Annotated in this window: 12 protein-coding genes; 3 read left to right on the top strand and 9 right to left on the bottom strand. The window is 58.4% G+C overall.

Annotated elements, in window-relative coordinates; translation table 11 throughout:
* Positions 1-73 precede the first annotated feature (73 nt).
* Both B347_RS25900 and B347_RS0111265 read right to left on the bottom strand, forming a co-directional pair.
* The gene (locus B347_RS25900) at positions 74-238 is read right to left on the bottom strand and encodes a YqaE/Pmp3 family membrane protein (RefSeq protein WP_019409826.1); all 165 of its coding nucleotides are present in this window, start codon (positions 236-238) and stop codon (positions 74-76) included.
* Between the two features lie 178 nt (positions 239-416).
* Positions 417-1,700 carry an aspartate aminotransferase family protein gene (locus B347_RS0111265; protein ID WP_019409825.1) on the bottom strand — a complete coding sequence of 428 codons (1,284 nt, stop codon included), beginning with the start codon at positions 1,698-1,700 and terminating at the stop codon, positions 417-419.
* 230 nt (positions 1,701-1,930) lie between these two features.
* On the opposite strand from B347_RS0111265, the gene B347_RS0111260 reads away from it, so the two are divergent.
* Positions 1,931-2,830 (top strand): LysR family transcriptional regulator, encoded by a 900-nt coding sequence (locus B347_RS0111260; protein WP_019409824.1) that lies wholly within the window; start codon positions 1,931-1,933, stop codon positions 2,828-2,830.
* A gap of 418 nt (positions 2,831-3,248) precedes the next feature.
* Here the strand turns inward: B347_RS0111260 and B347_RS0111255 are convergent, their stop codons facing one another.
* The 7 genes from B347_RS0111255 to bioB all read right to left on the bottom strand — a co-directional run bounded on the left by B347_RS0111255 (position 3,249) and on the right by bioB (position 11,762).
* Positions 3,249-5,027: an acyl-CoA dehydrogenase C-terminal domain-containing protein gene (locus tag B347_RS0111255; RefSeq protein WP_019409823.1), complete on the bottom strand. Its 1,779-nt coding sequence runs from the start codon at positions 5,025-5,027 to the stop codon at positions 3,249-3,251.
* A 188-nt stretch (positions 5,028-5,215) separates the two neighbouring features.
* Positions 5,216-7,021 carry a phenylacyl-CoA dehydrogenase gene (locus tag B347_RS0111250; RefSeq protein WP_019409822.1) on the bottom strand — a complete coding sequence of 602 codons (1,806 nt, stop codon included), beginning with the start codon at positions 7,019-7,021 and terminating at the stop codon, positions 5,216-5,218.
* Between the two features lie 201 nt (positions 7,022-7,222).
* The gene (gene bioD, locus B347_RS0111245) at positions 7,223-7,903 is read right to left on the bottom strand and encodes a dethiobiotin synthase (protein WP_019409821.1); all 681 of its coding nucleotides are present in this window, start codon (positions 7,901-7,903) and stop codon (positions 7,223-7,225) included.
* Positions 7,900-8,712: a malonyl-ACP O-methyltransferase BioC gene (gene bioC / locus B347_RS0111240; RefSeq protein ID WP_019409820.1), complete on the bottom strand. Its 813-nt coding sequence runs from the start codon at positions 8,710-8,712 to the stop codon at positions 7,900-7,902. Before bioC ends, bioD begins: the two co-directional genes overlap by 4 nt.
* Entirely contained in the window at positions 8,705-9,436 is a 732-nt protein-coding gene (locus B347_RS0111235; protein ID WP_019409819.1) for an alpha/beta fold hydrolase, read from the bottom strand. The genes bioC and B347_RS0111235 overlap by 8 nt, the downstream gene beginning before the upstream one ends.
* Entirely contained in the window at positions 9,429-10,601 is a 1,173-nt protein-coding gene (gene bioF / locus B347_RS0111230) for an 8-amino-7-oxononanoate synthase (RefSeq protein WP_019409818.1), read from the bottom strand. Before bioF ends, B347_RS0111235 begins: the two co-directional genes overlap by 8 nt.
* A gap of 105 nt (positions 10,602-10,706) precedes the next feature.
* The gene (bioB, locus tag B347_RS0111225) at positions 10,707-11,762 is read right to left on the bottom strand and encodes a biotin synthase BioB (RefSeq protein WP_019409817.1); all 1,056 of its coding nucleotides are present in this window, start codon (positions 11,760-11,762) and stop codon (positions 10,707-10,709) included.
* A gap of 88 nt (positions 11,763-11,850) precedes the next feature.
* Between bioB and B347_RS0111220 the strand changes: the two genes are divergently transcribed.
* Both B347_RS0111220 and B347_RS0111215 read left to right on the top strand, forming a co-directional pair.
* On the top strand, positions 11,851-12,591 hold the full coding sequence (locus B347_RS0111220; protein WP_019409816.1) for a ComF family protein: 741 nt from the start codon (positions 11,851-11,853) through the stop codon (positions 12,589-12,591).
* Positions 12,592-12,650: 59 nt separating this feature from the next.
* The gene (locus tag B347_RS0111215; protein ID WP_019409815.1) at positions 12,651-13,415 is read left to right on the top strand and encodes a TOBE domain-containing protein; all 765 of its coding nucleotides are present in this window, start codon (positions 12,651-12,653) and stop codon (positions 13,413-13,415) included.
* The last annotated feature ends 172 nt before the right edge of the window (positions 13,416-13,587 follow it).

Below are 13,587 nucleotides of genomic sequence, written 5' to 3'. Positions count from 1 at the left end.
AGGAGCGAGCTCGCCTCGCGATCTTTTGATCTTTAAAAGCTCGCGAGACAAGCCCGCTCCTACAGATGGCGGGTTAATTCGAACGCTTGGCGATGATGTAAACCGCGTGCACGATCCCCGGAATGTAGCCGCACAGGGTCAGCAGAATATTCAGCCAGAATGCGCCGCCTAAACCCACTTGCATAAATACGCCCAGCGGAGGAAGCAGGATGGCAAAGATGATTTTAATAAGTTCCACAGGCTCAGCTCCCAAATAGTTACGGGCTCAATCGAGCCCAACGGCTTATCGACTCCGGGAGCCAACAAAAGGTTCAGCCGACCTTTATCCACAGACAAAAAAACGCCCCGTGCCGAACTAAATGGCACAGGGCGATGCGTTATACCGCAAGACGGTTCTTTAAAATCTGTGGGGCCGATTAGATGGCAACCCCGCGACGACAGTGCAATTGTGCCGTCCGTACGCGGGCAAAGGCCCGGGCCAGACGCAACAACATCTCATCAATACTGCCTTTGCTCACGCACAACGCTGGGGTAAACCGCAAGCAGTTGGGTTGCGGGGCGCTGATTAGCAACCCTTCGTACAACGCCGCTTTAACCACCTCAGCAGCTGAGTCATCCGACAACGTCAGGCCCCAAAACAAGCCTTGGCCGCGCAATTCACCCTGTGCATAACTATTGGCCAGCCGCACCAAGCCTTCGCGCAGGTACTGACCCGTGTCGCGCACCTGCGGCAAAAAATCTTTTTCCAGCAGCGTATCGAGCACAACAACACCCGCCGCGGTCATCAGCGCATTGCCGTGATGGGTTCCGCCCAACTCACCCGGCGTCATGCAGCACGCCTTGCCCCGCGCCAGCAGCGCCGCCAATGGCACGCCGCCACCCAAGCCTTTGCCCAACGTGATGATGTCGGCACGAACGCCGTAATTCTGTTCAGCAAGCAAGGTGCCGCAACGGCCCATACCGGTCTGGACTTCATCCAGGATCAGCAAAATGCCCAACTCACGGCACAGGCGCTCGACGCCCTTGAGGTAATGCTCGGTGGCAGGAATCACACCGGCATCGCTTTGCACCGGCTCCAGCATGATGGCCACGGTCTGTGCGTCTACCGCTGCGTGAAGGGCGGGCAGGTCATTGAACGGCACATTGATAAAGCCAGGCAGCTGCGGCTCAAAGCGATTATCAAAAGTGCTGCTGCCGGAGGCTGACATCGCACCCAAGCTGCGGCCGTGACAGCTACGGCTCGCGGTAATAATGCGGTGAGCGCCGCCACGGTGCAGTTGCCCCCACTTACGCGCCAGCTTGATCGCGCCTTCGTTGGCCTCGGCCCCGGTGTTCAAAAAATGCACCTGATCGCTGCCAGTGCTGTGGCACAGGCGCTCGGCCAAGTTGAGCATGGGCCGATTAAAAAAACCTGAGCCCGGGTTCATCAACGACTGGGCTTGATCGGCCATCGCCTTAACCAGCACCGCCGGACTATGGCCCAAGCTGTTAACGGCGCCACCTTGGGTGAAGTCGAGGTAAGCGCGGCTGTTGCTGTCCCACATCCACGAACCCTGGCCACGCACAAATTCTTGCGCCGGGCGTTCAACGCTGGGCATCAGGCAATGGCGAGCCGAGGAGTCGCTGGTGTGCGATGGCACCGACTCAGCCGCCAGTTGATCGCGACTTGAGTGTGAGCGACGCAGGTTAAACAGGTTCATGCACGCAGACCTTGTGTTCATAAGCAGATTCGATTTGCAACCTCCCCCGCAGTTATCGGGGCGCTAAAACCTCTGTCGGGTTTTTAGCCTTGCCTATGCAAATTAGTGCTCCACTCAGGCGCTTTAGCTCGAGCTATTACTCGATCACCCCCAGTAGAACGGGCGTAGACTAGGCGCCCACGGCCCATTGAGCCATTTCGTTTTTTAAGCATTTTCGATAAGTAATACTTATGGATTTTAAACAACTGCGTTATTTCGTCGCGGTCTACGAAGAGGGCCATGTCGGCCGTGCTGCCGAGCGGCTGTCGATCTCGCAACCCGCGCTGTCACAACAGATCCGCCAGCTCGAACACAACCTGGATGTGACCCTGTTTGAACGCAGCAGCCGACGCTTGCTGCCAACCTTGGCCGCCCACACTTTGTACAACCATGCCTTGCCGTTGCTCGACGGGTTGCAGCGCGCCAAAGAGGCATTGCGCAACTTCCAGGGCCACGCGCTGCGCACCATTGCCATTGGCGTGCTGCAAACCGTACACACCAGCTTGGTGCCGCAAATGCTTGAACGCGTGCGTCAGGCGCAACCGCACCTTGTGGTACAGATTTATGAACTCACAGGGCTGGAAATCGAACGCCGCCTGCTCAATGGATCGCTCGACATCGGCATCAGCTACCTGCCGCCGCGTCAGCCGGGGCTGCACGGCACGCCGCTGTACGAAGATGAACTGCAACTGGTGATCCCGGCGGATCATCCTTTGCGCGAATTCAAGAAAGTCTCGCTGACCCAGGCCGCCGAATTGCCGATGTTGCTGCTGGGGGAAGAGTTTCAGGTCCGTCAGATCTGGCAAGCACAACTCGCCAACTTAGGCCGCCGCCCACAGGTACAGGCCGAGTTGAACACCATGGCAGCCATACTCGACAGCCTGCTGCATACCCGGCTGGCGACTGTGCTACCGGGGCGCTCACGTCACGCGCATGACCATCAGGCATTGCTCTGGAAACCGCTGACTGAGCCTCGGGTGCCGTTGAAGGTGGGGTTGGTGTGCCGCGACGTGCAACGCCAGCAAGCCACAATGGGGCTGTTGCGAACGTTGCTGGAGGATGTGATGAATCAGGCAGAGGCGCCGTTGTAGGCAGCCAATTGAGTAGCAGTTGACGAGCCAGCGAGGCTACGTCCGGCGGCCTAGCCGTCGTAGAGTCATACACTGCGATGGGGCAGTTAAACCTTGCTCATAGCATTTACGATCGCTTCGCAATCGGACGCAGCCTCGCAGGCTCGGCAGTTGCTACGGAGTTTGCGGGGCAAGGATCAGCGGCTACAGGAATTTCAGACGCAGAAAAAAGAAAACCCCGCCTAAGCGGGGTTTTGCAGACTGTTTCCCTGACATCCTTTTCACTCCGCCGTCCTGGCAGAATCCTACGTGTCCGTGTTGTTGCTTTGAGCTTCCTGCTCAACGTCCATTGAAAGTAGATTACCGCTGGATCCAATCTGGCGATATGGGCGATTGCCAGCACGCGATGTAAGCAAATGCTTACATCGCACTAAACACTTTAAAAGTGTGCTTCATCCAGCAAATACAACGACTCGCTACCCGCCTTTACCGACGCACTCAACGAATGAATACGCGGCAATAAACGCGCGAAGTAGAAGCGTGCAGTGCCCAATTTGCTGACATAGAACGCATCATCAGCCACTTTGCCCAACGCCGTGCGGGCCATCAGTGCCCACATGTAGGCATACGTCGTGTAACCAAACACGTGCAGGTACTCGACCGACGCCGCCCCGATTTCGTTGGGGTTCTGCTGCGCACGCTCCAAGACCCAAGCTGTCAACTGGTCAAGATTGTCCAGCGCCGCTGCCAATGGTTGCGTGAACTCATTAAGGTCGTCAGAGGCAGAGGCGATGAATTGGCGAATTTCGTCAGCGAACACTCGGTAATCCGCCCCGCGATTACCTACGATCTTGCGCCCCATCAGGTCCAGCGCCTGAATGCCGTTGGTGCCTTCGTAGATCTGCGTGATGCGAACATCACGCACCAATTGCTCCTGGCCCCACTCGCGAATGTAGCCGTGACCACCCAATACTTGCTGGCCATGAACAGTGGTTTCCAGACCCAAGTCGGTCAAAAAGGCCTTGGCCACCGGCGTCAGTAATGCCACCAAGCCATCGGCCCGTGCACGTGCGGTCGGGTCTTCACTGAACTTGGCGATGTCCAACTGATTGGCCACGTAAGTCGAAAAGGCCCGGCCGCCTTCGTTGGAGGCTTTCATGGTGAGCAGCATGCGGCGCACGTCCGCGTGCACGATGATCGGGTCAGCGACTTTTTCTGTGGCCTGTGCGCCCGTTGCCGAACGCCCTTGCAAGCGGTCACGCGCATATTCCACTGCGTTCTGGTACGAACGTTCGCCCGATGCCAGCCCCTGAATACCGACCCCCAGACGCTCGTAATTCATCATGGTGAACATGGCGGCGAGGCCACGGTTCGGCTCGCCCACCAGATAACCAACGGCCTCGTCGAAGTTCATCACGCAGGTGGCCGAAGCCTGAATGCCCATTTTGTGTTCGATCGAACCGCAGGTCACCGGGTTGCGGGCGCCCAGGCTGCCATCGGCATTGACCATGAACTTGGGCACCAGGAACAGCGAAATGCCTTTGGGTCCGGCCGGTGCATCCGGCAGCTTGGCGAGCACCAGATGGATGATGTTTTCGGTCAGGTCGTGTTCACCGCCGGTGATGAAAATCTTGGTCCCGCTGACTTTATAAGAGCCGTCAGCTTGCGGCTCAGCCTTGGTGCGGATAATCCCCAAATCAGTACCCGCATGTGGCTCGGTCAGGCACATAGAACCGGCCCACTCGCCCGAGTACATATTGGGCAGGTAAGTCGCTTTCAACGATTCGCTGGCGTGGGCATTGATCGATACGCAGGCACCCGAGGTCAGCATCGGGTACAGACCGAATGCCAAGCTTGAGGAGTTGATCATTTCTTCGACTTGGGCCGACACTGCCTTAGGCATGCCCATGCCGCCGAACTCAGGGTTGCCGCCCACGCCGACCCAACCGCCTTCAGCGTAGGTTCTATAAGCATCGACAAAACCGGCTGGCGTCGTGACCACGGTGTCCTGCCAGTGGCAGCCTTCTTCGTCAGCGCTGCGGCTCAATGGCGCGATGCTTTTGGCAGTCACTTTGCCAGCTTCTTCGAGAATCGCTTCAACCGTTTCAGCATCAACAGACTCTGCCAATGCAGGCAGTTGCGCCCAAAGAGAAGCAACCTCGAACACTTCATTGAGGACGAAGCGCATATCACGCAGGGGCGCTTTGTAATCAGCCATGGCAAACCTCGTAATCTGTAAACGACGATTAATGTGGGACCCAGTCTAGCTGAACGACGATAGCGATACATAGGGTCAAGCAGTGACCATAAAACAAAATACGGTCACAACCTTCAATTGAAAGGGATAAACCCAAAAAGCCGCTCTCCCGAAGGAAAAGCGGCTTTTTAAGGGTGACTCACCAAGGCTTAGTAGCCCAGGTCGAAGTCTTCTTCTTTCATGTCCATCAGGTTAGCAGCGCCCGACAACATGGTCGCAACGTGCGTGCGAGTACGCGGCAAGATGCGCTGGAAGTAGAACCGCGCTGTTTGCAGCTTGGCTTTGTAGAAGGCTTCTTCAGAGGTGCCCTCGGCCAGTTTTTCAGCCGCCAAACGCGCCATGTCAGCCCAGAAGTACGCCAGACACGCATAACCGGAATACATCAGGTAGTCGACCGAGGCCGCACCCACTTCTTCACGGTCTTTCATGGCAGCCATACCGACCTTCATGGTCAGCTCGCCCCATTCTTTGTTCAGTGCAGCCAACGGCGCGACGAACTCTTGAACCGCTTCGTTGCCTTCGTTGTTCTGGCAGAACTTGTGGACGATTTTGGTGAAGCCTTTGAGGGCCTCGCCTTGGGTCATCAACACTTTACGGCCCAGCAGGTCGAGAGCCTGAATGCCGGTGGTGCCTTCGTACAGCATCGAAATGCGGCTGTCGCGAACGTTCTGCTCCATGCCCCATTCAGCGATAAAACCGTGGCCGCCGTAGATTTGAACGCCGTGGTTGGCGGCTTCAAAACCCACTTCGGTCATGAAGGCTTTAGCAATCGGCGTCATGAACGCCAGCAGTGCGTCAGCTTTCTTTTTCTCTTCTTCGTCAACGCCGTATTTCACGATGTCGACTTGCTTGGCAGTGAAATAAACCATGGCGCGGTTGCCTTCAGCGAACGCCTTGGTGGTCAACAGCATGCGACGTACGTCTGGGTGAACGATGATCGGATCTGCCGCCTTTTCAGGGGCTTTAGGGCCGGTCAACGAACGCATTTGCAAACGGTCACGCGCATATTTCAAGCCACCTTGGAAGGCAATTTCAGCGTGCGACAGACCTTGCAAAGCGGTACCCAGACGCGCGGTGTTCATAAAGGTGAACATGCAGTTCAGGCCTTTGTTCGGCGGGCCGATCAAGTAACCCGTGGCGCCGTCGAAGTTCATTACGCAGGTAGCGTTACCGTGGATGCCCATTTTGTGTTCAAGGGAGCCACACGACACCGCGTTGCGCTCACCGAGTGTGCCATCGGCGTTCGCGTTGAACTTAGGGACGATGAACAGCGAAATGCCTTTGGTGCCAGCTGGTGCATCCGGCAGGCGGGCTAGAACGATGTGGACGATGTTATCGGCCATGTCGTGTTCACCGGCCGAGATGAAGATCTTTGTACCGGAGATTTTGTACGAGCCATCAGCCTGAGGTTCAGCCTTGGTGCGCAGCAGGCCCAGGTCAGTACCGCAGTGCGATTCGGTCAAGCACATGGTGCCAGTCCATTCGCCAGTCACCAACTTGGACAGGTAAGTGTTTTGCTGTTCGGGGGTGCCATGCTCGGAGATGGTGTTCATCGCGCCGTGCGACAGGCCAGGGTACATACCCCACGACCAGTTAGCCGCGCCGACCATTTCACTCACCGCCAGGCCCAGCGACTCAGGCAGGCCTTGACCGCCATGGTCTACGTCATGGGCCAGGCTTGGCCAACCGCCTTCAACGAATTGTTTGTAGGCTTCTTTGAAACCGGTAGGGGTTTTAACCCCGGACTCGCTCCATGTGCAGCCTTCGATGTCACCCACACGGTTCAGCGGTGCCAGCACCTGCTCACAAAACTTGGCGCCTTCCTCGAGAATGGCGTCAACCATATCTGGAGTAGCGTCCTGGCAAGCCGGCAGGCTCTGATAGTGCGCTTCGTAACCGAGCAGTTCGTCACGAACGAAGCGAATATCACGCAAGGGGGCCTTGTAGTCAGGCATAGCGATAAACCTCTGCTGATGAATCCGGGGGATGAACAACCGCATGGATTTGTTATAGGCGGTCAAACAGTTGTTTGAAACATACGTTTACGCCCATTTGTTGTCAAGCAGCGCGAAGCCTCCGTTCGTCTAGGTACGGATCGATCACATCATTGGGATTTTGAAATAGACGTGTAGGAGCGAGCGTGCTCACTCCTACATTTAGTCGAGCAAGTCCAACTGCAAATGCTCGGCCACGGCTTGGGCCGACGCCGATTTGAGCTTGGGCACACGCCCCAGACAAGGTGCTGGGAGACGCTCAGCCAAGGTGGCGAGGTTCTCTTCAAGGCGCGAGTTTTTCGGCCCAATAATGTTGGCCACCCAACCGGCCAATTGCAGGCCGTCGCGGGCAATCGCCTCGGCCGTCAGCAAGGCATGGCTGATGCAGCCCAGACGCACGCCGACCACCAAAATCACTGGCAAGTCCAGCGTCTGGGCCAAGTCCGACAAGCTGTCCTGGCCCGACAGCGGCACGCGCCAACCACCGGCACCTTCGATCAAAGTGAAATCTGCTTTTTTGGCCAGAATGTGACGCATCGGCCCTAGTAAAGAGAGCACGTTCACCACCGTACCGGCTTCACGCGCCGCAATGTGCGGAGCGATGGGCGGCTCGAAGGCAAATGGGTTGACCTCATCGTAAGTCAGCGCCACAGAGCTCTCGGCCATCAGCGCCAGCGCGTCAGCATTGCGCAGGCCTTTGGACGTCATTTCACAGCCGGACGCCACGGGCTTGCCCGCCGCGGTACTTAATCCGGCTTCACGTGCGGCATATAACAAACCCGCTGCGATCGTGGTTTTACCCACATCGGTGTCGGTTCCTGTGATGAAGTACGCAGGGCTCATCGCGCTTTCTCCAAAATGCCGTAGACCACCTGATACGTCGCCGGAAGGCCCTGAGGCTGACGAAATTGTTCGTAGGCGCTAACCAATCCATGAAGCCGCGCCCGGCCAGTCAACCCTTCAGGGCGACCCGGGTTTAAATTATGCGCGCCCAAGGCTTTAAGTTCATGGGTCAGTTGGCGAACCTGCGCGTAGTGCAGCACATGTGGCTGAGTCTGCAAGTCGAGCACGCGTAAATCGCTATCAGCGCACAGGTGCTGATACTGATCGAATTCGCGAAAGCGGTTCACGTGGACTTGCCCATCCACCGCCCGCCAACTGTCGCGTAACTCGCTCAATGTACCGACGCACAAACTGGCAAACGCCAGCACACCGCCGGGTTTAAGCACACGATGGGCCTCACTGAGCACACGGTCGAAATCGGCGCACCACTGCAACGCCAGGCTGGAAAAGATCAAATCACAGCTGCTGGACTGCAAGGGCAGGCTTTCGGCATCACCGGCAATAAAATGCGACGCACCGCCGAGGGGCCGGGAAAACGTCAACATGCCATGGGCAATGTCCAGTGCCAGCCCTTCACTGTGGGCAAATTGCTGGCGCAGCACCCGGCTGAAATACCCGGTGCCGCAGCCCAGGTCCAGCCAGCGTTGCGGCGGCCTATCGACTGGCAAGCGGGTGATCAACTCATGCCCCACTGCACGTTGCAGCTCGGCCACGCTGTCGTAACTGGCCGCCGCCCGCGAAAACGAAACCGCCACCTGACGCTTGTCTGGCAGATGGCCTGTCAGGGTTGCCACACTTAAATCAGTCATCGCCCAGCTCGTGTAAAAAAGCCTGAATCGCGGCCGCCAATTCGTGGGGCGCTTCCAGTAGAAATGCATGACAGGCCTGTTCAATCAGACCCACTTCGACATCGGGCAGCAGTGCCAGCAATGCATTGGCCGCTTGCGCTGGCACCAAGCCATCCGTGCCCGCAAACAGATGCAGTTGCGGCCCATTAAACGCTTGCAACGCAGGGCGAACGTCCATTTGCCCAAGCAGCTCAAGACCCGCCAGCAAGGTGGACGGCTGCGCGCGCGGTGCCCCGCCCAGCAGCAACTGCGCCATGGGTCGCGGGTCAACCGCGCCTTGGCTGCACAGCAGGCAAAAACGTTTGAAGGTACTGTTCGGGGCTTCGGCAAAGCCGGTGATAAAGGCATCGAAGGTCGCGCTTGGCATGGCCGTCGGCCAATCGTCACGGCTAACAAAACTCGGGTTGCTGGCCAGCGTGACCAGCCCGCAACAACGCTCACCGCGCCGTGCCGCTAACTCACTGGCGAGCATACCGCCGAGCGACCAGCCGCCCAGCCACACGTTGTCCGGCAAGTTGGAGTCCAACTCATCCAGCCAATCCTGCAACAGGGCAGACTCCAGCACCGGCAGCGGTTCTATTTCGACCCGCAAATGCTCGTCCAATCCGCGTAGCGCAGCGGCCAAGGGTTCCAGCGCAGAAATACCCAAGCCCCAGCCGGGCAGCAAAATCAGACGATCACGCATGGTCGGGCTCCAGCTTGCGCCAACAGTCATCGAGTACGCTTAACAATAGCTGCACCTGCGCCTCTGTGTGGGCTGCCGACAAAGTCACGCGTAAACGCGCACTCCCGGCAGGCACGGTCGGCGGGCGAATCGCAGTCACCAAGACACCACGCTCGCGCAACATCGCAGACAGGCGCACCGCCCGGCCGCTGTCGCCAATCAGAATCGGCTGAATCGGCGTAAAGCTGTCCATCAACTGCAAGCCGATCTGCTCGGCACCTTTTCGGAACTGGCGAATCAAGGTCGTGAGGTGCTCGCGACGCCACTGCTCGCTGCGCAACAGCTCAAGGCTCTTCAACGTGGCGCACGCCAACGCCGGCGGCTGGCTGGTGGTGTAAATGTAAGGCCGGGCGAATTGGATCAGGCTTTCAATCAAGTCTTCACTGCCTGCCACAAACGCGCCGCTGGTGCCGAACGCTTTGCCCAAGGTGCCCACCAGCACCGGCACATCGTCCGCGCTTAAACCAAAGTGCTCGGCTATTCCGCCGCCATTGGCGCCCAGCGGGCCAAAGCCGTGGGCATCATCGACCATCAACCACGCGCCACGAGCTTTGGTTTCACGGGCCAGGGCTGGCAAATCGGCCACATCGCCGTCCATGCTGAACACACCATCGGTGACCACCAGCGTATTGCCGCAGGCTTTCTCCAAGCGCTTGGCCAGGCTTGCTGCGTCGTTATGCAGATAGCGATTAAAACGCGCACCGCTGAGCAAACCGGCATCCAGCAAAGACGCGTGATTGAGACGGTCTTCGAGCACCGTATCGCCCTGCCCGACCAGCGCGGTGACAGCGCCCAGATTGGCCATGTAGCCATTGCTGAACAACAGCGCGCGTGGGCGCCCGGTGAAGGCTGCCAAGGCTTCTTCCAACGCGTGATGCGGACCGCTGTGGCCGATGACCAAATGCGACGCCCCACCGCCCACGCCCCAGCGAGACGCACCGGCCTGCCAGGCTTCAATGACCTGCGGATGATTAGCCAAACCGAGGTAGTCGTTATTGCAAAACGCCAATAACGGTTGGCCATCGACTACCACCAGCGGCCCTTGCGGGCTCTCAAGCAATGGCCGTTGACGGTAGAGATTGTCGGCACGACGCGCGGCCAGACGGGCGCTTAAATCAAAAGACATGCTGGCCTCGGAAAACGCAGAAGACGTTGTTGGAGCGAGCTTGTCTCGCGATCTTTTGATCGTTTAAAAGATCGCGAGGCAAGCTCGCTCCTACAGTTAAGAGGGTTACACCGCAGCGTTATAGAACTGTTCGCTGGACTTTTGCTCGACCAGCGCTTGTTCAATCGCCGCCTGGTGCACCTCGTCGGCGTGCTCTTCACGGGCTTCAGGCAAGATGCCCAAGCGCGCAAACAGTTGCATGTCTTTGTCGGCCTGCGGATTGGCGGTGGTCAGCAATTTGTCGCCGTAGAAAATCGAGTTGGCCCCGGCAAAGAACGCCAGCGCCTGCATCTGCTCGTTCATCGCCTCACGACCGGCCGACAACCGTACATGGCTCTGCGGCATCAAGATTCGCGCCACCGCCAGCATGCGGATGAAGTCGAACGGGTCGATGTCTTCGGCATTGGCCATCGGCGTACCCGCCACTTTCACCAACATGTTGATCGGCACCGACTCCGGGTGTTCTGGCAGGTTGGCCAACTGAATCAACAGATTGGCGCGGTCGTCCAGCGACTCGCCCATGCCCAGAATCCCGCCGGAGCAGATCTTCATCCCTGCATCACGCACGTAGCTCAGGGTTTGCAGGCGCTCGCTGTAGGTACGGGTGGTGATGATGCTGGTGTAAAACTCCGGCGAGGTGTCGAGGTTGTGGTTGTAGTAATCCAGCCCGGCGTGCGCCAGCGCCGCCGTTTGCTCCTGATCGAGCTTGCCCAGCGTCATGCAGGTTTCCAGGCCCAAGGCTTTTACGCCTTTGACCATCTCCAGCACGTAGGACATGTCTTTGGCAGACGGGTGCTTCCAGGCCGCGCCCATGCAGAAACGCGTCGCGCCGATGGACTTGGCCCGTGCGGCTTCTTCGAGCACCGCCTGTACCTGCATCAACTTTTCTTTTTTCAGGCCAGTGTTGTAGTGGCCCGACTGCGGACAATATTTGCAATCTTCCGGGCACGCCCCGGTTTTGATCGAAAGCAGCGTCGAAACCTGAACCCGATTCGCGTCGAAATGCGCGCGGTGAACGGTCTGCGCTTGAAATAACAGGTCATTGAACGGCTGGACAAACAACGCCCGAACTTCGGCTAAAGACCAATCATGTCGCAAGTTGGCAAGGGTGCTGGCGCTCATCGGCGTTTCTCTTGTTTATGCTTTGACTAGAACCTGAGGTCATCGCCTCAGGCACGGCACGGATGCTCGGCATGTTTAAGGATGCAACATGAGTTGTCAACCACACTTAAGATCACTGGTTGACAACTGGTTATTTAATAACCAGACCTGTTTATTGTGTGATGAACGCACCGATACCCACCTCGCGCTGTGCACCGCGTGTGAACTTGAGCTGCCCTGGTTGGGGGACAGTTGCCAGCGCTGCGCATTGCCCTTGCCAATGCCGGGGCTCACCTGCGGCTTTTGCCTCAAGCACCCCCCAGCCTTCGAGTCGGTGCATGCACCGTGGGTGTATGGCTTTCCAATCGACAGTTTGATCATTCGGTTCAAGCACAACAGCAAGTGGCCCTATGGCCGACTGTTAGCCGAACTTCTCGGCCAATCGCTGCGCAATCACTTCGAAGCAGGCAACGACCCGCCCGACGTTTTACTGCCCGTGCCTCTGTCTGTTAAGCGCCTGCGCCAACGGGGCTACAACCAGTCGAGCATGCTCGCAGACTGGCTCAGCGCACACCTGAACATCCCTTGCCGTGAACACTGGCTGCTGCGCCCCCAAGACACCACCGCGCAACAGGCACTCGACGCCAAGACCCGCAAACGCAACTTGCTGCAAGCCTTCAGCCTTGCGCCGGGGGTTGAGGTGCGGGGGTTGCACCTAGCGCTGGTGGACGATGTGCTCACCACGGGTGCCACTGCGCAAAGTCTGGCCCGCCTACTGCTCAAGGCCGGGGCGCGCCGGGTGGATGTGTATTGCCTGGCGCGGACGCCCAAGCCCGACGGGCCACCTTGACGGCACCTCGCTGCGCAGGCACTTTGCGAGGCTCTGCCCGCTTTGCGAAACACGCCGCCATGCCGCTACCCACTTTGCTCACACAACACATCGCCCGCCGCCCACAGCGTATTGCACTGTTGCAACACATCGCTGAGCAAGGTTCGATCACCCGCGCCGCCAAAAGCGCGGGCATCAGCTACAAAGCTGCGTGGGACGCGATTGATGAGCTGAACAACCTGGCACAAACCCCGCTGGTTGAACGCAGTGTCGGTGGCAAAGGCGGCGGCGGGGCGCGCTTGTCTGTTGCTGGCGAGCGGGTACTGCGCCTGTATCAGCGCTTGCAGGTGCTACAGAGCCAAGTGCTGGACGCTGCCGAAGACAGCAGCGACCTCGATCTGTTAGGCCGCTTGATGCTCAGGACCAGCGCTCGCAACCAGTTGCACGGCAGCGTGATCGCCATCCAGCACCATGGCCACAATGATCTGATTCAGTTGGAGTTGCCCGGCGGGCTGACACTGAACGCACAAATCACCCACGACAGTACCCAGCGTCTGGAATTGAGCCTCGGTACCCCGGTGGTGGCGCTGATTAAAGCGGGCTGGCTGCAACTGACCGCCCCACACCAACCCGCCGCGCCTGAACACAATCAACTGCACGGGCAAATCGAACAGATCCTCCACGCCGAAGATGGCCCCAGCGAAGTGCGCGTCAGCCTGCCCAGTGGCCAAACCTTGTGCGCCCTGACCGAACCGCAACAACTCGAAACACTGCAATTGAAGGTCGGCAGCGCGGTCAATGTGCAGTTCTCGCCGACCCTGGTGTTGCTAGGCACACCGCTTTAACGGTGGACCTCCACCCTGTGGGAGCGGGCTTGCTCGCAATGCAGACGCCCCGGTCTACCCGTTGAAACGCGCCGATGCCATCGCGAGCAAGCCCGCTCCCACAAGGTGATTGGCCAGCTTTGTGAAACATCGCTGTCATACCCGCGGCTTAAGGTTGCTGCAAAAACCTTCG

The sequence above is a fragment of the Pseudomonas psychrophila HA-4 genome, assembly GCF_000282975.1.
Lineage (GTDB): Bacteria > Pseudomonadota > Gammaproteobacteria > Pseudomonadales > Pseudomonadaceae > Aquipseudomonas > Aquipseudomonas psychrophila_A.
Note: the sequence above shows the minus strand (reverse complement) of the source record. Positions and strands in the feature narration are given on the sequence as shown.